This window comes from Candidatus Koribacter versatilis Ellin345 (assembly GCF_000014005.1).
Lineage (GTDB): Bacteria > Acidobacteriota > Terriglobia > Terriglobales > Acidobacteriaceae > Korobacter > Korobacter versatilis_A.
On the sequence record NC_008009.1, the window covers coordinates 1,252,866 to 1,273,625 of the forward strand.

Here is a 20,760-nt window from a genome sequence, read left to right on the forward strand (position 1 = left end):
AACGGCGGTTCGTCCCTGTTAAGATGGCCGGACTCTCCCGGAGGAAGTTCATGCGCATCCTTGTGACGTTTGCCGTGATGGTGTTGTGCGCTACGGGTTTCGCTCAGGAACCCGACGCCGAAATTGCGCACCACATCGAATCCATCAAGGCGATCGACAACCATTCGCACGTGATCGCCGCCGATCCCGCCGACAAAGGTTTCGACCAATTGCGTTGTGAGATGCTGCCCGACAGCGGCATTGGCGCCGCCAGCCAGCGCTATCCCAACCCTGACTGGATGAACGCCATCCACGCGCTCTACGGATTCACCCCGAAAGACGGCAGCGACGCCGAAATGAAGCGCGTAGACGATGCCCGCGCCGCCGAGATGCAACACCACGGCGACCAGCGGTGGGTGCTCGACAAAGCCGGCATCGGCACGGTCCTCGCCAATCGTCTCGATCTCACGCCCGAGATGAAAGCCCCGCGCGTGCTCTGGGTCCCGTATGAGGATGCGCTGCTTTTCCCGCTGAACAATACGGGCGAGAAGTCGGTGAACCCCGATCGCAAAGCGTTGTTTGAAATGGCCGAGCACCTGCAAACCCACTACCTAGAACTAGCGGGCCTGAAGAAGCTCCCGCCAACGCTCGATCAATACGTGAAGCAGGTCCTGGTTCCGACGCTCGAGCGTCAGAGAAAAGGTGGCGCCGTTGCGTTGAAATTTGAAGCCGCGTATCTCCGCGCGCTCGACTTTGAGCCAGTGCTGCCGTACCAGGCCCAACAGGTGTACGCGAAGCACGTCAACGGTTCTATCGCGCAACCCGCGGATTACAAACTGCTTCAGGACTACCTCTTCAAGCAGATTGCGCTCGAAGCTGGGAAACTCGGAATGGCGGTCCACATCCACACCGGTAGCGGTTGCGGCGCCTTCTTCAACGATCCCGGAGCTGACGCGGTTCTGCTCTCGCCCATGCTCAACGATCCCGACCTGCGCAAAACAAACTTCGTCCTGCTGCACGGCAATTGGACGCAGGAACGCAAAGTCATCGGCCTCATCCTCAAGCCGAATGTCTACGTGGATACGTCGCTGATCGAGTACTTCCTCACGCCGCGCGAATACGCAGAGATCCTGAAGTCGTGGCTCGAACAAATGCCCGAGCGCGTCCTCTTCGGTACCGACGCCTCGCCCGGCGGCCCCGGCCAGAACTGGCCCGAAACCACACTATGGGGCGCGGCAAAGTTCCGCCGCTCGCTGGCAATCGCTCTGACTGAGATGGTGCGAGAGGGAAGTATCGACAAGCAACGCGCGAAGGAGATTGCGGACCTCGTGCTGCGCGAAAACGCTGCCAAGCTCTACGCCGTGAAGTAAGCGCTATTTTTCCGCAGGCGCAGGCTTATTCCCGAACACGGCGTGCCACGCGCGTTTCAGCGAACGTCCCGTCGCGTCCGACGCCTTTTGCAGGCTGTTAGACGTATGCGTGTCCGCGTTGTCGAGCGCGTCACTGGTGTGCTGCGCGCTGTTGTTCATGGAGCCCAATACCGTATCGCTCACCGCGATGGTTCCACGAAATGTGCTGCGGCCCGCCACCGTCACCACCGCGCCCGGCGGCGCGGCATCCACGATTTTCACCATCTCCGGCGTGAAGTTGCTGCCCATCTTGTCGCCAAGCACCCACGCCGGTGAAGCAATCCAGTCAGAACCGTTCGCGGGGACATGTCGCTCTCCGATGTTCACCACGTTAACTTCACGCGCGAGCTCCACGTTGTCGGCGCAGGAATCGGCGCCACATCCGCTGCCGCTATCGCACTTCACCTTGGTGAAGTAAAGCGCATGCTTGCCGGCCGAACTCCACACCTGTGGCCCGTGATCTTCCGCGTCCAGCGCCGTTGCCCGCGCTCCGCTGCTGATGTCGCAAGCAGTCTTCTCGTGCGCGCCTGCGTACCAATACAGCGCCTTCGGCTCTGCGCCGGAAATCGAGATCAGCGCCGCTACGTGCTCCGCATCCAACGCATGAGGAACCCGCCCGCAATCGCGGTCCCACAGCGTGTAGTAGTGCACCTCGACCTTGTCGGCCGATGCCGGAAACACCTGCCCGTAAATTGTCCCGTCTTTGGCCTCGACTTCCGGGCTCGCGCCGGGTTTGAAACGCGCCGGAGTTCCCGCACAGTCGGATGCGCTGATCATCAGCTTCGGCTGGAATTTCTGTAGCAGCGATTGCTCGAAATCGTCGGAAAGGCCATCGTGATCGGAATCCGTCGCGGCGGCAGATTGGGCGAATAGCGGCGTGCAACCGAGGAGTACAGTTGCGATCAAAAGGATGCGGGGAGGGAACGCGACCATGTCGCTTGATTGTACGCCGAGAGAATTCGACCTTGAGTTTCTCATTGATAGATACACAAACTTCTGAGATTCTTACACATCGGAGAGCCGTGATGCGAACGAACATCGAGATTGACGACCATTTGATGCAGGAGGCGATGCGCAGCAGTGGAGCGAAGACGAAGAAGGCAGCGGTCGAGGCGGGGCTTCGATTGCTCGTGCAGGTAAAGGCGCAGTCTTCTATCCGCGAGTTACGAGGCAAGGTGAAATGGGATGGAGACCTTAAATCAATGCGACGTAGCCGCGTTCGAGAAGAAGCCTCTGCATGATTGTCGTGGATAGTACGGTTTGGATTGACTATTTCAGGGCCGTCCCAAATCCCCACACAAATTGGCTTGACCGAGAGTCGGCTCGCCAGCCGCTCGCGATTACGGACTTGATTCTCTGCGAGGTACTGCAGGTTATACGAGACGATGTAATGTATCGACGAGTCCAGCGGGATCTTTGCCGATTTACCGTATTCGATTCCGGCGGGGCGACCCTTGCGACAAAAGCGGCCGCGAACTACCGGTTGCTGCGATCGAAGGGTTTCACCATACGATCCACAATTGACTCTCTCATCGCAACGTTTTGCCTCTCAACCGGGTACAGCCTGATCCATCGCGATCGCGATTTTGATTGTTTCGAGCGAGTACTGGGGTTGCAGGTAGTGCATCCGTAACCAGGCGCTACTTCTTGCTCTCGTGGTACTCCATCTCGGTATTCACCGCCCAGATGTTCTCTTTGTCCTTGCGACCGGTGATGATGTTGTCCACCGCGGTCATCGCGGTCAGCATGGAGTGGTCCTGGTTGTTGTACTTGTGCATGCCGTTGCGGCCCACCAGGAAGAGATTGTCGAAGCGATCGATCCATTCGCGGATCTCGTGGAAGCGGTCGTAGCTGCCGAAATACGCAGGGTAGGTCTTCGGCACGTGGATCACGGTGCCATCCAGCACCGCGCGGGCATCGACGATGCCGATCCGCTCCAGTTCCGAGGCGCAGTACTTCAGCATCTCCTCGTCGGATTTCTTCCAGAGCTCATCGCCCTCGTAGCAGAAATATTCCGCGCCAATCCACGTCTTCGTGCGGTCCTGCACCAGGTACGGGCTCCAGTTGTTGAAGATCTGCAAGCGTCCCACGGTCACGTCGGGCTCCTGCACATAAATCCAGTTATCGTCGATCATTTTGCCGTTGCGATCGGTCACGCGCAGTTTGTCGACGAGCAGCCCAACCGTGATGAAGTCGCGATACTGTAGGCCATCGCTCACCTGCCGAACATTCGGCGGCACCGGGCAATCGAGTTTCTTGACCAGTTCCTGCACCGGCATGGTCGAGAAGAAATAATCGCCCTTAAATTCCTGCAAGTATCCTTCTCCGTCCTGCACTGCCACACCTACAACCCGCGCGCCTTCGGTGTGCAGCCGGATCACGTCGGCGTCCATCACGATTGTTCCGCCGAGGCTCTTTACCTTCTCCGCCACCAGTTCCCACATCTGTCCGGGGCCGAGCTTCGGATAGAGGAATTGCTCGATCAGCGAGGTCTCGGTTTCTTTCTGTGCCAGGCTCGTTTTCGAACTAAAAGTCTGCCGCAGGAAATGCCCAATCGCTTTTGTGATCGAAAGGCCCTTGATGCGTTGTGCGCCCCATTCGGCGCTGATCTTGTCGCAGGGGACGCCCCAAACTTTTTCCGTGTACGACTTGAAGAAGGTCCCGTACAACTCGCGGCCAAAGCGGTTGATGAAGAACTGTTCGAGGTTCTTCTCGTCCTTAATCGGACGCAGCCGCGTGCCGACGTAGCTCACCCCGATTTTCGCGCTACGCTTCAGGCCGAGCTTGCCCAGCGTGTCGCCGGTGAGCTTGATGGGGTAGTCGAAAAACCGGCGCAGGAAATAAATGCGCGAGCGCCGTTGACGCACCAGCATCACTTCGTCGGTCTGCTCAGGATCAGGTCGTGGGCCGTCGCCGCGCACCTGGCGCTGCTGGTTCTGATAGGTGAGACTGAGTTCTTCGTGTCCCGCCTCGATGGGCATGTGCTGAAACCACCACTCCATCACGCGGTCGCTCTTGGAGAAAAAGCGGTGCCCGCCGATGTCCATGCGGTTGCCCTTGTAATTCGCGGTGCGCGAAATACCCCCAATGTACGGGCTCTTCTCAATCACGATCGGTACGATGTCGGTGCGCGTCAGCAGTTCGTACGCGGCCGTAAGCCCCGCCGGTCCCGCGCCTATGATGATTGCCTGTTTCGCCATGGAAGGATGTATCTAGTTTGCGGGAACAGGTGCGTTTTCGCCAACTAATAAGCGCGAACGAACGTGGGATTTCAGATGACTAAAGGCTTTCACCACGTGGTCGTTCGTGCCCTTCGAAGGAATTTGAATATAAAACCCCTTCGTGAACCTTCGTGGTGAAAGCTTTTGCCTTTCAATCGTACCGCTCAAAATTGATCTGCTTCTTGTCCCACCCGAACTCGTCTTTCAGAACGTCGCGAACACCGCTCACCATCTCATTCAGACCGCAGATATACACCTGCATGTCCTTGCCGCCGTCGTGCGCCTTCAGGATCTCGCGCAAATGGTCCTGCACGTAGCCCTTGCGACCTGTCCACGCGTCGCCGCCACGGCTGAGCGTGCATACGTAGTGGAAGTTCGGGTGTTCGCGTTCCATCTGCTCAAATTCGTCGCGATAGTAGATGTCGTCGGCGTAGCGAGTGCCGTAGATCATCCAGAACTCGCGCCCTTTGTAGCGTTCGGGGTGCTGGAAGAGCCAACGTCCCATGCTGCGGAACGGCGCAACGCCCGTGCCCGTGGAGATGAAAATTGTGTCCTTCAATTCTTCATGCAGGACGAAATGCCCGTGCGGCCCATGCATGCGCACTTCGTCGCCAACTTCGCGGTCGCACAGATAGTTCGACATGAACCCGTTCTCCACCCGGTTCAGGCAAAGGTCGAGGGTATTGTCGTCGCGCGGGTCGGAGGCGATGGAATAGGCGCGAGTAATGAACTTGCCGTCGGCCTTCGGCTCGCGGACAGAGACAAATTGCCCGGCGATGAAATCGAATTTCGGCCGATCGAGAAATTCAAATTCAATATGTTTGGTTTTCTCTGAAAGCAGGATTGAGCGCGTAACGCGCGCCGCCATAATCGGGTGAGTCTCAGCCAAGTTTCATCCCCCGGGTGCTGGGCCGCAAGCCCGCACAATTGTACTTGAGGGCGGCAAGATGCCCGAATCTGCGGTTCATTGCATGCTTCTCGCGCGGCGTGGGGCACAGGAAGGCGTTACACCGGGTTGATAGAAGCGGGATACTTCGCCAACTCACGATCGACTGTGACGAGTGTCATTCCCTCGACCCGTGCCTGCGCCACGAGCAACCGATCAAACGGGTCCTTGTGAATTCTCGGCAGGGCCGCAACTTCGAGCCCATGATCCGCGGTCACCGGCAGCTCGTTGTACTCGTTGGCAAGCAGGGTCCGCCGCAATGAGGCGACATCAAACGTGATGCTTGGGTGCTTAAGACTACTCTTGATCGCAAGCTCCCAAATGCTCGCCGCACTGAAATATAGCTCGTTGGCCGGATCGTTGATAAGCTTCCGGCCCGCAAGCGAGATCCGTTTAGCATCGCTCGTTGCCCAGATAAGCAGATGACTGTCGAGGAGAAGCTTCATTCGTCCTCGCCGTAGAACATCTTCTCGATCTCCTCCTGGTGGCGAGTGTCGAAATCGTCGGGAATCGTGAATACTCCCGGCATTGCGTTCAGGCGCTTTACCTTCTTAGGCGCAGCCTCATTGATGGCCACTACCTTCACCATCGGCTTGCCCGCCTTCGCTATGATGAACGGTTTTCCCTTCGCCGCCTCGTCCACCAGGCGTGAGAGATGGGTCTTGGCTTCGTGAATGTTTATCTTTTTCATCGCAGTCCATTGAGTAAACTAAGTCCACTTAGTTTAGTTCATATCGCCGGGTCTGTCTAGGGTCTTCGCCCTTATCGAATCACCCCATACTTCTTAAGAACCCCCTTTGTCTCCTCGATCGGCAACGCCTTTACCGTATGCCCGTTTCCCGTGGTCGTCGTGGCCTTCAGCATCGAGTTGTAAATCGCTTCCTCGGTCGCTTCAATCGTGGCTTCGAACAGCGGTGACATCGTGTCGTTGGTCACTGTTTCAGTGTGCCGCGTTAGCGCTTTGTCGGCAGTACGAATCCGGTTCTGCGAAGCGGTGGAGAACGCGATCGCATAATCGCCGCTGCCGTTCGATGACGCGCTACCGGTACGGGCCAGCCCCAGGATCGCTCGTGCTGCGAGGCGCTTCAAATTGCGCGAGTCCATCGGGGCGTCGGTGGCTACGACGATCATGCACGAGCCATCAGCGCGGTCTCTTCCATTACCGGCCTTTTGCAGCTCTTCGCGCAGGTAGTACTGGCCAAGTTCCTGCCCTACCGGTGCGCCTGCGATGGTCAGCACGCCGCCGAAATTCGTCTGCACCAGCACCCCGACGGTGTAGCCGCCAAGGTTCGCCGGCAATCGTCGCGACGCCGTGCCAATGCCGCCCTTCCATCCGAACGCCACGGTTCCGGTGCCCGCTCCAACGGCGCCTTCTGCGACCGGGCCGCCCTTTGCGCTCTTGATCGCGGCAAATACATCGTCCGGCGAAACGTGGCGTCCGCGGATGTCGTTCAAATAGCCGTCGTTGGTTTCACCGACCACCGGATTGAACGAGAGCACGTCTTCGTTCCCGGGCAAGCCGATCATGTACGTGGTCAGCGCATCGGCGACCTGCGAAACACTCGTTGTGTTGGTCAGCAGCACCGGCCCTTCGATCTCGCCGAGTTCCTCTACCTGTGTAGAGCCAGTCATCTTGCCGTAGCCGTTCCCCACGAACACCGCGCCGGGCACCTTCTCGCGATAAAGATTGCCTGCGTGCGGCAGGATCGCGGTCACGCCGGTGCGAATGTTGTCGCCGCGGATGATGGTCGTCTGGCCAACCAGCACTCCATCCACATCGGTAATGGCGTTGAGCGGTCCACGCGGAAGCACGCCGACGTTGATTCCCAGGTCAGCGGCGCGGGGCCGTTCGTTCGAGGTTTGGTTCTGGGCGATGCCGAGGGCGCTTAGGAGAGTGAGAGCAGTCGCGAGCACGACTTTATGCATGGCGAAGAATTATAGAGGCGTCTGGGTCTACTCGTGCTTCGCGATCAATTCCGGCAGCTCTCGCATATCGTCGAATGCATGGAAAGCGCCAGCATTGAGCAATGCTTCTGCGTGGCCAGGAGAGCAGTGCGAGCCACCGAAGAACCCCAACACGCGCATACCGGCCCGCAGAGCAGCGCGAACTCCTGGCACACTGTCTTCCACCACGAGGCAGTTCAGCGGACTCGCCTTCATCCAGCCCGCCGCCAGGATAAAAACGTCTGGCTCCGGCTTTCCGCGCGCCACCATCTTCGCGCTCACCACGTTCGGCGCGAACCGCTCATACAGCCCGATCGCACTCAATCCGACCCGCAGCGTTTCCGGAGAGCTGCTCGATGCAACACAAATCGGCATGGTCAGTGAATTGACCGCCTCCACCACTCCGCTTACGGCCGTGAGCGAGGTGGCGTAAGCCTCCGCTCGCCGTTCTCTTACGGCTTTCCGAAACGAATCCGGAATCGGCTGGCGCCATTCATTCTCAATTTCCGCTTCCATCTCGCGCGCCGTCCGGCCAATGAATCGGCGAATCACATCTTCCGTGCTGATCGTATAGCCGATTTTCGTCAGCTCTTCGGCGGCGATCCTGCAGGCGACAACCTCACTGTCAATCAGCACTCCGTCGCAGTCGAAAATAACGGCATCGAGCATCGGAGACTACTCGACGGTTACAGACTTCGCCAAGTTTCGCGGTTGGTCTACATCGCAACCACGTCGTACCGCGATGTGATATGCAAGCAATTGCAGCGGCACGATCTCGAGGATCGGCGAGAGCAACTCTGGGACTTCCGGCAGGAAGACCACGTGGTCGGCGTGGTCCGCGATGTGCGGATCACCTTCCGTCGCCACGGCGATCACGGTCCCGCTGCGTGCCTTTACTTCCTGAAGGTTGGAAATCGTCTTCTCGTACTTCAGGACAGAGTTCGCGTCGCGGGTGTCCTGCGTCGCGATGATAACGACAGGAAGATTTTCGTCAATCAGCGCGTTGGGGCCGTGCTTCATCTCCCCCGCCGGATAGCCTTCGGCGTGGATGTACGAGATTTCCTTCAGCTTCAATGCGCCTTCCAGCGCGATCGGATAGTGAATGCCGCGGCCAAGGAAAAGGAAATCGCTGGCGCGGTGGTATTTCTTGGCGAGCTCTTCGGTCTCGGCGTCGAGCTTCAGGACGTGCTCCAGCTTGCCGGGAAGCTGTGCTAACTCTTCCATGTATTTTCGCGCGTCGTCGTAGCTGATCTTGCCGCGAACTTCCGCCATGTGCAGCGTGATCAGGAACAGCGCGGTCAGCTGCGCGGTGAACGCCTTCGTTGAAGCCACACCGATTTCAGGCCCGGCATGCGTGTACACGGTTCCAGCGGCTTCGCGCGCAATCATCGAGCCCACCACGTTGCAGACGGCCAGCGTCTTCGAGCCTTTAGCTTTCGACTCGCGCTGTGCTGCGATTGTGTCGGCAGTTTCGCCCGACTGCGTAATCAAAATCGTGAGATCGTTCGGACCGACGAGCGGATCGCGATAGCGATATTCGCTGGCGTAATCCACTTCCACCCGAATTTTCGCCAGGCGCTCAAGCATGAACTTCGCCGCCAGTCCGGCATGCCAGCTTGTGCCGCAGGCCGTGATGTACACCTGTTCGAAGCGGCGGAAATCGTCGGCGGTGATTTGCATCTCGTCGAGGAAGATCTTGCCGGTATCGAGCGAAATGCGGCCCAGCGTGGTGTCGCGGACAGCACGCGGCTGCTCATAAATTTCCTTGAGCATGAAGTGCTTGAAGCCGCCTTTTTCCGCCTGGATCGGGTCCCACGTCACGCGTTGCGGCTTGCGCTCGAGCACGTTGCCGTCGAAGTCGGTGACTTTTACGCCGTTGGGCGTGATGACCGCGAGATCGCCGTCGTGAAGGAAGAACATGTTGCGCGTGTGGTGAAGGATCGCCGGGACATCCGAGGCGACAAAGAATTCGTCCTCGCCCAGGCCAATCACTGCCGGTGGCCCGTTGCGCGCCGCGACAATCTTGTTCGGCTCATCCGACGAAATCACCGAGACTGCAAACACGCCGGTGAGCTGCCGCACGGCTTTGCGCACTGCGTCTTCCAGCGCAACGTGCTCCCCGATGAAATATTTCTCGATCAGGTGCGCGATGATTTCGGTATCGGTCTCAGTCACGAATTTGTGCCCATCGGCGATGAGCTGCTTCTTCAGCGTGACGTAATTCTCGACGATGCCGTTGTGCACGACGACGATGCGGCCGGTGCAATCACGATGCGGGTGCGCATTCTCTTCCGTCGGACGGCCGTGCGTGGCCCAGCGGGTGTGACCGATGCCGTAAGTGCCTTCGAGCGGCTTGTTGCGGATGACTTCTTCGAGGTTGCGCAGCTTGCCTTCGGCGCGACGCAGTTGCAGACCGTCTCCGTTGCCACCAACGGCAATGCCGGCCGAGTCATAGCCGCGATACTCCAGGCGACGCAGGCCTTCCAATATGACGTTGACCGGCTCTTTTTTGCCGACGTAACCTACAATGCCGCACATACCTTGAACCTCGGAGACGCGTGGGCGCTACGGTATCCGCGCGAGAATTGCGGGGCCGCTATTCTTCGATGGAGTAGCGGTACTCTTCGATCACAGGGTTGGTGAGCACTTCCTTGGCGGCGCGCTCGACCTCGGCCTTTGCCTGGTCGTGGTTCAGGCCGTCCAACTGGATCTCGAAGTACTTGCCCTGGCGCACGTCGGCCAGGCCCTTGTACCCCATTTTGTTCAAAGCCCCGTGAATGGTCTTACCCTGTGGATCGAGCACACTTTTCTTGAGCGAAACGTAGACGTAAGCTTTCATGGCGGAAGATACGATTATAGCGTGGTTTGGGAGGGTCTTTTGAAGATGCGTCGCGTTTTTGCGTTGGTCCTGTTCCTTGCTTCTGCCGGTTCACTCCTGGCGCAGCCGCTACAGCCGAAACAAGGCAAGGCGCTCATGGACCTCACTCACCAGATGATCGAAACCCACCATATTCCCGGCGCCTCGGTCGGAGTTGTAACCAACGGCACCATCACCACGTGGGCTGATGGCCTCGCGGATGTTGAGAACCGAAGCGCTGCGTCGCCGCTCACCCTTTATCGCCTGGCTTCCGTCTCAAAGCCGATCTCGGCGGTCGCCGCGATGACGCTCGTCGAGCAACATAGGCTCGATCTAGACGCCCCGATCCAGAAGTACTGCCCGGCGTTTCCGGAGAAACAGAAGCCGATCACCACACGCGAATTGCTTTCGCATACCTCCGGAGTCCGCCACTACCGCGACGACGAGATGTCGTCGGCATGGACCGAGAACACCAAGCATTACGACAGGCCGAGCGAAGCCTTTGAGATGTTCGCCAGCGATCCGTTGAAGTTCGATCCCGGCACAAAGTTCGGATATTCAACTTACGGCTACACCGTTCTGGGCTGTGTGATCGAAGGTGCGTCCGGCGAGAAGTTCATGGACTACCTGCAGAAGTCGGTGCTCGCGCCCGCCAAGATGACGCACACCTTGCAGGACAATCTGCTCACGATCATTCCCAACCGCACGCGCTATTACGACACGGAGAAAGATGGGACCGTCATCAACGCCGGATACATGGATTCCAGCTATAAGCTCCCCGGCGGGGGACTGATCTCCGACGTGACCGACATGTCCGAATTCATGATCGCCATGATGCAGCACACGATCGTCTCGCAATCGACGGTGGACCTAATGTGGACACCGGTGAAGACCAGCGATGGAAAAACCAGCGGCTACGGCCTCGGCTTCGGCACTGGCGATCTGCATGGCTGGAAAACCATCTCGCACACCGGCGGCCAGAAGGGCACAAGCACGATTATCTACATGGTCCCCGAAAAGCAGTTCGGCGTGGTGATCCTGACCAACCTCGAAGGCCAGGGCGATGCGCTGCGAGAGACAGCCGCGAAAATCGCGGACGAAGTGCTGAGCGCTACTCCGAAAGCTCAATAATGCGTGGCTTCAGCTTGCCGGCAGCGGTGATCTGGATAATGCCGACGGCGATCGGCAGGTAGAAACGGCGCGGGCCGGCGGCGCCGGGATTGAAGAACAGCACGTCCTTCTCCCAGCGGATCTCCGGCTTATGCGAGTGCCCGTAAATCACCGCGGCGATACCCGCCGCGCCCGGCACAACATCGAGTTCTTTCACATTGTGGATGAGATAGAAGAGCTTGCCGCCAAGTTCCACAGCGTCTGTCGCGGCGAATTGATGGTAGTCGCGGTGGGTATCTACGTTACCGCGGATGGCGGTTACGGGTGCAAGGTTGCGCAACTCTGCAACAATCTCGATATTGCCGATATCGCCGGCGTGCAGGATGTGGTCAACGCCCTCTAAAGCAGAGACGGCCTGCGGACGAAGCAGGCCGTGCGTATCCGAGATGACGCCGATTTTCACAAGCCGAACAACTCGCGGAGCCGCTTGGTCTGCGCGCGGCTGACGGGAATTTCCGTCTGCTTACGGTCATCCATGCGGATCTGGTAGCTGCTCTTGAACCACGGCACTACTTCCTTGATCCGGTTGATGTTCACCAGGAACGAGCGGTGCGCGCGCCAGAATGCTCCCGGGTCGAGCGAGTCCAGCAGCTCTTCCAGCGTGCGGCAATTCGATTGGCCTTCCATGTTGGCGGCAACCACGGTAATCACGCCGTCTTCGATCGAGGCGAAGCAGATGTCTTTCTGGTCCACCAGGAACATGCGGCCATTGGCCTTGAGCAATATCTTCGATTGCCCGGCTTTCTGCTCTGTCTTCTGTTCGAGCATCTTCACCAGCGCGTCAATGCGCTGATCGTTGCTGGGCGCGGGCTCGGCACTTTCGAGGTTCTTCTTGGCCTTGTCGATCGCCTGCGCAATGCGCTTCTTATCGTAAGGCTTGAGCACGTAGTCAACGGCATTCACTTCAAAGGCCTTCACCGCATATTGATCGAACGCGGTCGCAAAGATCACCTGCGGCATCGCGACCTTACGGTCGAGGAGCTTTTTGATGACGCCAAAGCCGTCGAGGCCGGGCATCTGCACATCGAGGAAAACGAGGTCGGGGTTGTGTTCCTTGATCAGGTTCACGCCCTCAACGCCGTTCTTGCCCTGGGCGATGACGTCCACATCGCCAATGGATTGCAGCAGGTAGGCGAGCTCGTCGCGCGCCAGCTGCTCGTCGTCAACAATCACCGCAGAAAGAGACATTCGACCGTCCGTGAGTGAGAAGTATAGCTCCGCTGAGTACGGCTGAGTCTTACAAACTGATGCGTAGCGCGGCCAGCGTGGTGCAGCGAATGCGGTGGAATTCGCCTTGAATTGAGCAAAAATGGCTGCCCTCTGTCATTGCGAGCGTAGAACGCGCAGCGTTCGCAGCGCGGCAATCCCGAGGATGCGGGGTCCGGAAGAGCCGTCGAGAGTTCTTCGGGAGAGACTCTTGACCCTTGCGGTGAGTGAGGCTGTATGGGGATTACCACGTCGCTGCACTCCTCGCAATGACAGGGGTCCACATCCCGGTGAGTTGATGTACCATATTTGATACATGGGACTGCGCCGTGACTAAACCTACTGGATCTTCCTTCGATAGCTTCCTCGAAGAAGAGGGTCTTCTTGAGGAGGTCCAAGCCGTAGCCATGAAGCGCGTCCTCGCCTGGCAACTGGAACAGGCGATGAAGGCAAAGGGGCTGACGAAACAGCGAATGGCGAAGCATCTGAACACCAGCCGCAGTCAGGTGGACCGCCTGCTCGACCCGGAATATACGGGCATCGGCCTCAATGCGGTGTCGCGAGCTGCGCATGCTCTCGGCAAACGCATCGAATTCCAACTCGTCGATGCTCCGCCACGGCGGAACTCCACCAAGTTGCGCGCACGCCGCACGATGCCCTCTAAACGCACCGCCTAGCAAGCGGCCGAATAGGCGGCGGCAGAGTGTCGTAAACTAAAAGCTTATGGACGTGATCTACGGTATCCACCCGGTGAGCGAGGCGCTGAAGTCGCGCGGGCGCAGCTTTCAGTATGTGGCGATTGCGAAGGACCGCATGGATCCGCGGGTGCAGCGCATTGTTGAAGACGCGCGCGAGTCCGGGATCACGGTGCGCTTTTTGCCGCGCGATTTCCTGGACCGCACCGCCAACACCAACATGCACCAGGGCGTGATCGCGGTCACGTCGAAGAAGGAATATCTCGACCTCGACGACATTATCGAGAAGAAGCGCGGCGAACATGCGTTCGTGGTGGTGCTCGACGGGATTGAAGATCCGCACAATCTGGGCGCGTTGATTCGCAGCGCCGATGGCGCGGGCGTGGACGGCGTCGTAATTCCCGAGCGGCGCGCCGTGGGCGTGACCGGTACGGCGATGAAGGCCAGCGCGGGGGCCGCGGAATACGTGCCGATCGCGCGCGTCACGAACATTGCGCGGTCGATTGAAGATTTGAAAGACAAGTACAACGTGTGGACCGTAGGACTGGACGAGCGCGGCACGCAGAATTACGACGAGATCGACTACAACATGAGCCTCGCGCTGGTGCTCGGCGCGGAAGGCAAGGGCCTGCACGATCTCGTGCGCAAGAAATGCGATCTGCTGGTGAAAATCCCGATGGCGGGCGAGGTCTCGTCGCTTAATGTTTCCGTGGCCGGCGGCATCGTGATGTACGAAGTTTCGCGGCAGCGGCGCGCGAAGGTGGCGGGTGCCGGATCGCCGGGTACAACGTCTAAAAAGAAAAACCGTAAGTAGTCGCGAGGCAAGCCACGTAGTGGCGCCAGTTGGTAGCCCAGCGCGTGAGCGCTGGGAAAAGCCGCACAAATCTTTAAGAGCCCCGTCAGGGGCGTCACGCGCTTGATCGACGCGAAGACCCGAAAGTGATTCGACCTAGATTGAAGTTTATCCGGAGCATTCTCGTTCTCTTTGTCCTCTCCGCAGCGGCGTTTGGCGCGGACCGCAACGCGCTTACGTTCACCCAATACAACTTGAAGACGACCGTCACGCCGACCTCGCAGGGCTTTGAGGCCGAGGGCACGGTCACGCTACGCAACGATAGCGCCACGCCACAGAAGTGGGCGGTTTTGCAGGTCTCTTCGTCGCTGGAGTGGCGCTATGTGCGCGTGGGCAGCGAGGAAGTGCAGTTCATCGCGCAGCCGTACACAACGGACATTGATCACACCGGCGCAGTGAGTGAGGTGACGGTCACGCTGCCGAAGCCGCTGGAGCCGAAGCAGAGCGTGACGCTGAACATCGCGTACGGCGGGACGATCGCGCTCGATGCCAAGCGCCTGACGCGCGTCGGTACGCCCGATGCCGATGCGACGCGCTCCGACTGGGACCAGGTCTCGAATGACTTCACTGCAGTGCGCGGGCTCGGATTCGTTGCGTGGTATCCGGTGGTGATGGAAGCCGCGAGCCTGAGCGACGGCAACGCGGTGTTCTCGACGATTGGCCAGTGGCGCAGCCGCAACCGCGGTGCGGAGATGCACCTGGCGATTTGTTTGCCCGCGAAAGAAGCCGGCGGACGCATGATCGTTGCGAATGGCACGGAATCGCAGGCGAAGCCAGACGAGGGATGCAAAGCGTACGACTATCGCTTGGGGCCGATGACCGTGCCGGCGTTCGTAGTCGGAAATTTCCAGGAGCTGAAGCGGCCGGTGCTGACGGTGTATCACGAGCAAGGGCACACCACGGCGGCTCAGGATTATGCGGCGGAGTTTGAACGCCTGCAACCGTTCGCCGCAGGATGGTTTGGCGCACCCAAGGAGCACGCGATGTACGTCGAGCTGACCGGCCGCGCGGTGACGCCATACGAGACCGGCGCGCTGATGTTCGCGCCGCTCGGGCAGGGCGAGCGCATGGCGACAGATTTGTCGGCGGCGTACCAGCTCGGGCAGGTTTCGGTGCAGTCGTTCCGGCCCTGGATTGATTACGGGACGGCGCACTTCCTGCAGTTCCTGGTGGTGGAGCGCGAAATGGGACGCGCGAATGCACTGGCGTATTTGCAGCAGTACGCCCGTCCGCTGGCGACGGCGGACAAGGATCCGGCGAAGGACCCGGCGGCGCAGTCGCTGATCAACACCGACGACGAGCTGTTGTATCGGGGTAAGTCGCTGTTCGTGTGGTCGATGCTGCGCGATTTGGTGGGCGACGAGGCGCTTTCGGCAGCGGTGCAAAGCTACCGTCCGGAAGACGATCACGATGCGAGCTATATGCAGAAGCTGATCGAGAGCCATGCGCACAAGGACCTGGAGTGGTTCTTCGATGACTGGGTCTATCGCGACCGCGGGCTGCCGGATTTCCACATTGTCAGTGCGTATCCCCGGCAGATTTTGGGCGGACAGTACCTGGTCACGATCACAGTCGAGAATTTGGGGAGTGCAGCGGCGGAAGTGCCGGTGTCGGCGCAGGTGAATGGTGGAGAGAAATCCGTGCGCATTTTTGTGAAGCCGGGCGAGAAGGCGACCGCGCGCATCAACACGCAGCAGGTGCCGACGTCAGTAACGGTGAACGACGGCAGCGTTCCGGAGCGCGACATGACCAACAACAAGATGGAAGTGAAGCCGCCCGCGCAGTAAGTTGCACTTTTGTGGGAGATATCGCGACACGATAGAAATGTTGTCAATAGGCAAAAATCGCCGATTTCTCCGCAAGCTGATGAATCGCGGGGAAATATAAATTCCGGAAAAGTGCAATTTTCCGGTGCTCAACTTGATATTCTAGAAATAGGGGGAACGAAAAGAGTTCCGCCGAGAGATTCGAGGGCGACATCGAGAGATGAGCGCCCTTTTTGTTGCACTTTTGTGGGAGAAATCGCGACACGACAAAAATGTTGTCAATAGGCAGAAATTACCGATTTCGCCGCAAGCTGATGAATCGCGGGGAAATATAAATTCCGAAAAAGTGTCCGGTTTACCCCCTTCAACTTGGTATTCTGGATATAGATGGGAACGAGAGAAGTTCCCGCTGAAAGTTTTGAGGGCGCCGTCGAGAGACGGGTGCCCTTTTCGTTTTGGCGGGGCGTTTCGGATATTGGGAGAGCGGCGTGGGACGTAGACTTTGGGCATGGATGCAGGGTTGGCAAAGATCGATTGGGAGCGCGTGGCGCAGGAGTTGGACGAGCGTGGCTGCGCGACCACGGGCGTGGTTCTGGAGCGCGGAATCTGTGATGAGTTGGCGCGTGGGTACGGCAACGACGCGCAGTTTCGCAGCAAAGTCGTTATGGCGCGGCATGGGTTTGGACGCGGCGAGTACAAGTACTTTGCATATCCGCTGCCGGAAATTGTTCAGCGGTTGCGGACGGAACTGTATCCGCGCTGCGCTGCTGTCGCGAACGGATGGCAGGAAAAGTTGGGACTGGACAAACGCTTTCCGCGCGAGCATGGCGAGTACCTGAAGCTGTGCCATGCGGCAGGACAGACGCAGCCTACGCCGCTGTTGCTGAAGTACGGTGCGGATGATTACAACTGCCTGCATCGCGATTTGTATGGCGACTTGGTGTTTCCGCTGCAGGTGGCGTTCTTGCTGAGCACGCCTGGCGAGAATTTCACGGGAGGAGAGTTCGTGCTGACGGAACAGCGTCCGAGGATGCAGTCGCGGGTGGAAGTGGTGCCGCTGCGGCAGGGCGAGGGCGTGATCTTCGCGGTGAACGAGCGTCCGGTACGCGGAACGAAAGGCGTTTATCGGGTAGGCATGCGGCACGGAGTGAGCCGGCTTCGCTCGGGGCAGCGATTCACGATGGGGATTATTTTTCATGACGCACTCTGATTTGCCGTTGTGGCCGGAGACGCGGGTGGAGATCCGCGAAGGCGCTGTGCTGCTGCGCGGGTTTGCATTGTCCGTGGCGGACGAGCTTTTGCCCGGGATCCGCGAAGTGGCATCAGTTGCAGAGTTTCGAAACATGGTGACGCCGGGTGGGCACGTGATGAGTGTGGCGATGACCAACTGCGGGCGGCTCGGATGGGTGACGGACAGCAAGGGATATCGGTACACGACGGAAGATCCATCGACCGGAAAGCGTTGGCCGGAAATTCCGGAGGCGTTTGAGAAATTGGCCCGTGAAGCCGCGGATGCAGCGGGATTTTCGGGGTTCGCGCCGGATGCATGTTTGATCAATCGTTATGCGGTGGGTGCGCGGATGACGTTGCACCAGGACCGCAACGAACAGGATTTCGGGCAGCCGATTGTTTCGGTGTCGTTGGGTTTGCCGGCGACGTTTCAGTTTGGCGAAGTGGAGAACCGCCGCGGGGCGCAAAACGTCGCGGTGCGACACGGGGATGTGGTGGTGTGGGGCGGAACCGCGCGGTTGGCGTATCACGGGGTGTTGGCGTTGAAGGCGGGAGTTCACGAGGCGACGGGGGAGTATCGGTTTAATTTGACGTTTCGGCGGGCGGGATAGCGCATTTCACTTTGGAGTCGCTTCACCACAGAGGCACAGAGGCGCAGAGTTTTGGGGGAGATGTGACCCGAATTTCTCTGCTTCTCTGTGCCTCTTTCGTGAGCCTGAGCTTTCTTGGCGCGAGTGCTGAGTAGGGGGCGATAGGGGTCCTTCGACTCCGTCGCTTCGCGACTCCGCTCAGGATGACAGGGGCGGGAAATCTGTTTGGGTTGCTGGGACGTAGTCTTTAAGGAACGTTGATGAATGGGCACATTCGAGTGGTGAACAACACTTGATGTAACCTTTCGCGGCGCCGGCCATCCAACTTTGTAGTGGGGTGTGGGCATGTTGATCAAGAAGCAGGGTGAGATTCCGTCGTCGGAAATTACGGACAAAAAGGTGTACCTGAACCGTCGTGCGTTTATCGGCGGGGCGGCTGCGGCTGGGGCGGCGATTGCGGTGGGATTCAAGGCGGCGGGGCTATTCGATCCGGCGCTGCACGCGAGCGCGAATGCGAAGTTGCAGTTCAAGCCGAGCAGCTTCAGCACGAACGAGAAGCAGACGCCGCTGAACGACGTGACCCACTACAACAACTATTACGAGTTCGGCACCGACAAAACCGATCCGGCAGACGAGGCCAAAAATTTCAAACCAACGCCGTGGAAGGTGAAGGTGGAAGGCCTGGTCAAGAAGGCGCAGACCTTCGACATTGACACGTTGCTGAAGATCCCGCTGGAGGAGCGCGTGTATCGCATGCGCTGCGTCGAGGGATGGTCGATGGTGATTCCGTGGATCGGATTTCCGTTGTCGGCGCTTTTGAACCAAGTGGAAGTGCAGCCGAAGGCGAAGTTCGTGGAGTTTACCTCGCTGCTCGATCCGAATCGCATGCCGGGGCAGCGGAGGGCGGTGCTGGAATGGCCGTATGTGGAGGGGTTGCGGCTGGATGAGGCGATGCATCCGCTGACGACGATGGTGGTAGGCCTGTATGGCGAGACGCTTCCGAACCAGGATGGCGCGCCGTTGCGATTAGTGGTGCCGTGGAAGTATGGGTTCAAGGGGATCAAGGCGATCGTGAACATCAAGCTGGTGGAGAAACAGCCGACCTCGACGTGGACGCAGGCGGCGTCAAACGAATATGGTTTCTACTCCAATGTGAATCCGAACGTGGACCATCCGCGATGGAGCCAGGCGAAGGAGCGGAGGATCGGGGAGTTTTTCAAGCGTCCGACGCTGATGTTTAACGGGTACGGCGACCAGGTGGCGAGTTTGTATTCGGGCATGGATTTGAAGAAAAACTTCTAATGCGACCGAAATTGATCAAGCCGCTGGTATTCATCGCGTGCCTGATGCCGGTGGCGAACATGGCATTCGGCGGATTTCGCGCGCAATTGGGTGCGAATCCGATTGAGGCGATCACGCACGAGACCGGCGACTGGACGATGATCCTGATCATGACGACGCTGGCGATCACGCCGCTGCGCCGCATTACGGGTATCAGCGAATTGATTTCGTTTCGGCGAATGATTGGGCTGTTCGCGTTCTTCTATGGGACGCTGCATTTCCTGACGTACATTTGGCTCGACAAGTTTTTCGACATGCACGAGATCGTGAAGGACGTGTACAAGCGGCCGTTCATCACCGCCGGATTCACGGCGTTCGTACTGATGATTCCGCTGGCGCTGACGTCGACGAAGGGGTGGATCCGCAGGTTGGGGAAGAAGTGGACGGCACTGCATCGGCTGATTTATGGGACCGCGCTGGCGGGCGTGGTGCATTACATCTGGCTGACGAAGAGGGATGAGGCGAAGCCGTTTATGTATGCGGTGATCCTCGCGGCGCTGATGTTGTGGCGAGCGTGGGCTTGGTGGGAGAAGCGTCGGAAAGTGAGCGGCGCGAGAGTGGCGGAAGCGGCGTAGATATTCTCGATTCCCATGTCTCGAAAAACGCGAGACATGGGGCACCCGGACATTTTTGTGGAGTAAACAGCAGATCCTTCGTCGCTGCGCTCCTCTGGATGACAAGAGAGGACTGTGGAGGTGCGCGCGGGGGTGGGGGCTGGCCGCGATGCGATTTCTTGTCGCGCGCGAGTGGGATGAGTTGCGTCGTCGCGCGATGAAAGTGCTTGGATTTGGCGCGGGGCGTGGCAAAATGGTGGGGCATTCCGGAAGACCCAGGAGAAAACTGAATGAAGAGGATTTTGTGGGGTGCGGGCCTGTGTGTGCTTGCGATTGGGGCAGTTGTGGCGGCGCAGGATGCGGCGGCGCCGAGTCGCTTGGGCCGAAGGAAGAAGCGCAGAAGTAGAGTTTAAGCCGCGGGGCTCACGCCTCGCGGCAAGTACCGTGCCGCCCGCTAAAGCGGGCTTTTATTTTGGGCGGGCGTTTCACGACGCTGGTCGGCCTTCGGCCTGGGAGTGGTGCGAGGGAGGCCGTGTGGCATGGGGAGACGGTGGGGGCGGGGATAGAGTTTGCAGGGGCTAAAGCCCCGTTCATTATTGCCGCTTTTCGGCACGACTGAAGTCGTGCCCTGATACAAACCGGCGTCGATACGAGTTTTTCAGCAGCCTGTGAAGCCGTGCCCTGATACGAAGCCTGTCGATTCAACGTCCTGAGTCGTGCGTGTCTTGATACGACGCAACTAGTTCATGTTGCAGCCGCCGCCGGTGCCCATGCAGCAGGGGCCACCGCTGGCGCAGGAGGGCGCTTCGGAGGACGAGCCTTTGCTGTGGGCGGCGAATTTGGAGAGTTGCTGCTCGAGATGGTGAGCGTTGCACTTGGGGCAGGAGGCTTCCTGCGAACCCATGACGATGGCCTCGAAGTGGTGGCCGCAATCGGAACAGATGTATTCGAAGATGGGCATGAACGGCTCCTATGTGTCGCGGTCCCACCCTCCCTTCG

Annotated in this window: 24 protein-coding genes; 12 read left to right on the plus strand and 12 right to left on the minus strand. The window is 59.0% G+C overall.

Annotated elements, in window-relative coordinates:
- Positions 1-50 precede the first annotated feature (50 nt).
- Complete coding sequence (locus tag ACID345_RS05075) at positions 51-1,349, plus strand: amidohydrolase family protein (protein WP_011521793.1); 1,299 nt, start codon at positions 51-53, stop codon at positions 1,347-1,349.
- A gap of 3 nt (positions 1,350-1,352) precedes the next feature.
- On the opposite strand, the gene ACID345_RS05080 is transcribed toward ACID345_RS05075, so the two are convergent.
- The gene (locus ACID345_RS05080; RefSeq protein ID WP_011521794.1) at positions 1,353-2,366 is read right to left on the minus strand and encodes a hypothetical protein; all 1,014 of its coding nucleotides are present in this window, start codon (positions 2,364-2,366) and stop codon (positions 1,353-1,355) included.
- A gap of 47 nt (positions 2,367-2,413) precedes the next feature.
- Here ACID345_RS05080 and ACID345_RS05085 point away from each other — a divergent pair, with 47 nt between their 5' ends.
- Together ACID345_RS05085 and ACID345_RS05090 are read left to right on the plus strand one after the other, a co-directional pair.
- The gene (locus ACID345_RS05085; RefSeq protein ID WP_041855459.1) at positions 2,414-2,629 is read left to right on the plus strand and encodes a type II toxin-antitoxin system VapB family antitoxin; all 216 of its coding nucleotides are present in this window, start codon (positions 2,414-2,416) and stop codon (positions 2,627-2,629) included.
- A complete protein-coding gene (locus ACID345_RS05090) occupies positions 2,626-3,021 on the plus strand; it encodes a type II toxin-antitoxin system VapC family toxin (RefSeq protein ID WP_011521795.1) in 396 nt (131 codons plus the stop codon). The genes ACID345_RS05085 and ACID345_RS05090 overlap by 4 nt, the downstream gene beginning before the upstream one ends.
- 7 nt (positions 3,022-3,028) lie before the next feature.
- Here the strand turns inward: ACID345_RS05090 and ACID345_RS05095 are convergent, their stop codons facing one another.
- From ACID345_RS05095 to purS, 8 genes are all read right to left on the minus strand, one after another.
- Positions 3,029-4,588 (minus strand): NAD(P)/FAD-dependent oxidoreductase, encoded by a 1,560-nt coding sequence (locus ACID345_RS05095; RefSeq protein WP_011521796.1) that lies wholly within the window; start codon positions 4,586-4,588, stop codon positions 3,029-3,031.
- A 172-nt stretch (positions 4,589-4,760) separates the two neighbouring features.
- Positions 4,761-5,498, minus strand: coding sequence for a ferredoxin--NADP reductase (locus ACID345_RS05100; protein ID WP_011521797.1), 738 nt, complete (start codon positions 5,496-5,498; stop codon positions 4,761-4,763).
- 116 nt (positions 5,499-5,614) lie between these two features.
- Positions 5,615-6,001: a type II toxin-antitoxin system VapC family toxin gene (locus ACID345_RS05105; RefSeq protein ID WP_011521798.1), complete on the minus strand. Its 387-nt coding sequence runs from the start codon at positions 5,999-6,001 to the stop codon at positions 5,615-5,617.
- Positions 5,998-6,246 (minus strand): type II toxin-antitoxin system Phd/YefM family antitoxin, encoded by a 249-nt coding sequence (locus tag ACID345_RS05110; protein ID WP_011521799.1) that lies wholly within the window; start codon positions 6,244-6,246, stop codon positions 5,998-6,000. Before ACID345_RS05110 ends, ACID345_RS05105 begins: the two co-directional genes overlap by 4 nt.
- Positions 6,247-6,317: 71 nt before the next feature.
- Complete coding sequence (locus ACID345_RS05115; RefSeq protein ID WP_011521800.1) at positions 6,318-7,481, minus strand: P1 family peptidase; 1,164 nt, start codon at positions 7,479-7,481, stop codon at positions 6,318-6,320.
- 27 nt (positions 7,482-7,508) lie between these two features.
- A complete protein-coding gene (locus ACID345_RS05120) occupies positions 7,509-8,168 on the minus strand; it encodes an HAD family hydrolase (RefSeq protein WP_011521801.1) in 660 nt (219 codons plus the stop codon).
- Between the two features lie 6 nt (positions 8,169-8,174).
- Positions 8,175-10,037, minus strand: a complete 1,863-nt coding sequence (gene glmS, locus ACID345_RS05125; RefSeq protein WP_011521802.1) for a glutamine--fructose-6-phosphate transaminase (isomerizing) — start codon at positions 10,035-10,037, stop codon at positions 8,175-8,177.
- Between the two features lie 58 nt (positions 10,038-10,095).
- On the minus strand, positions 10,096-10,338 hold the full coding sequence (purS, locus tag ACID345_RS05130) for a phosphoribosylformylglycinamidine synthase subunit PurS (RefSeq protein WP_011521803.1): 243 nt from the start codon (positions 10,336-10,338) through the stop codon (positions 10,096-10,098).
- Positions 10,339-10,383: 45 nt separating this feature from the next.
- Between purS and ACID345_RS05135 the strand changes: the two genes are divergently transcribed.
- Entirely contained in the window at positions 10,384-11,487 is a 1,104-nt protein-coding gene (locus ACID345_RS05135; protein ID WP_011521804.1) for a serine hydrolase domain-containing protein, read from the plus strand.
- Here the strand turns inward: ACID345_RS05135 and ACID345_RS05140 are convergent.
- Both ACID345_RS05140 and ACID345_RS05145 read right to left on the minus strand, forming a co-directional pair.
- Positions 11,468-11,929 (minus strand): metallophosphoesterase family protein, encoded by a 462-nt coding sequence (locus ACID345_RS05140; RefSeq protein WP_011521805.1) that lies wholly within the window; start codon positions 11,927-11,929, stop codon positions 11,468-11,470. The two genes, ACID345_RS05135 and ACID345_RS05140, sit on opposite strands and share 20 nt — an antisense overlap.
- Positions 11,926-12,714, minus strand: a complete 789-nt coding sequence (locus ACID345_RS05145) for a LytR/AlgR family response regulator transcription factor (protein ID WP_011521806.1) — start codon at positions 12,712-12,714, stop codon at positions 11,926-11,928. The genes ACID345_RS05140 and ACID345_RS05145 overlap by 4 nt, the downstream gene beginning before the upstream one ends.
- A gap of 347 nt (positions 12,715-13,061) precedes the next feature.
- On the opposite strand from ACID345_RS05145, the gene ACID345_RS05150 reads away from it, so the two are divergent.
- The 8 genes from ACID345_RS05150 to ACID345_RS26565 all read left to right on the plus strand — a co-directional run bounded on the left by ACID345_RS05150 (position 13,062) and on the right by ACID345_RS26565 (position 20,167).
- Complete coding sequence (locus tag ACID345_RS05150; protein ID WP_011521807.1) at positions 13,062-13,409, plus strand: XRE family transcriptional regulator; 348 nt, start codon at positions 13,062-13,064, stop codon at positions 13,407-13,409.
- 46 nt (positions 13,410-13,455) lie between these two features.
- A complete protein-coding gene (gene rlmB, locus ACID345_RS05155) occupies positions 13,456-14,241 on the plus strand; it encodes a 23S rRNA (guanosine(2251)-2'-O)-methyltransferase RlmB (protein ID WP_011521808.1) in 786 nt (261 codons plus the stop codon).
- 125 nt (positions 14,242-14,366) lie between these two features.
- A complete protein-coding gene (locus ACID345_RS05160; RefSeq protein ID WP_148210021.1) occupies positions 14,367-16,067 on the plus strand; it encodes a M1 family metallopeptidase in 1,701 nt (566 codons plus the stop codon).
- 499 nt (positions 16,068-16,566) lie between these two features.
- Complete coding sequence (locus ACID345_RS05165; protein WP_228370736.1) at positions 16,567-17,256, plus strand: 2OG-Fe(II) oxygenase; 690 nt, start codon at positions 16,567-16,569, stop codon at positions 17,254-17,256.
- Positions 17,243-17,887, plus strand: coding sequence for a DNA oxidative demethylase AlkB (gene alkB / locus ACID345_RS05170; protein ID WP_011521811.1), 645 nt, complete (start codon positions 17,243-17,245; stop codon positions 17,885-17,887). The genes ACID345_RS05165 and alkB overlap by 14 nt, the downstream gene beginning before the upstream one ends.
- A 324-nt stretch (positions 17,888-18,211) precedes the next feature.
- Positions 18,212-19,168 (plus strand): protein-methionine-sulfoxide reductase catalytic subunit MsrP, encoded by a 957-nt coding sequence (msrP, locus tag ACID345_RS05175; RefSeq protein ID WP_011521812.1) that lies wholly within the window; start codon positions 18,212-18,214, stop codon positions 19,166-19,168.
- Entirely contained in the window at positions 19,168-19,782 is a 615-nt protein-coding gene (locus ACID345_RS05180) for a sulfite oxidase heme-binding subunit YedZ (RefSeq protein WP_011521813.1), read from the plus strand. Before msrP ends, ACID345_RS05180 begins: the two co-directional genes overlap by 1 nt.
- A gap of 148 nt (positions 19,783-19,930) precedes the next feature.
- Positions 19,931-20,167 (plus strand): hypothetical protein, encoded by a 237-nt coding sequence (locus ACID345_RS26565; RefSeq protein WP_148210022.1) that lies wholly within the window; start codon positions 19,931-19,933, stop codon positions 20,165-20,167.
- A 333-nt stretch (positions 20,168-20,500) separates the two neighbouring features.
- Here ACID345_RS26565 and ACID345_RS05185 read toward each other — a convergent pair whose 3' ends face one another.
- Entirely contained in the window at positions 20,501-20,722 is a 222-nt protein-coding gene (locus ACID345_RS05185) for an FmdB family zinc ribbon protein (RefSeq protein ID WP_011521814.1), read from the minus strand.
- Positions 20,723-20,760: the final 38 nt, after the last annotated feature.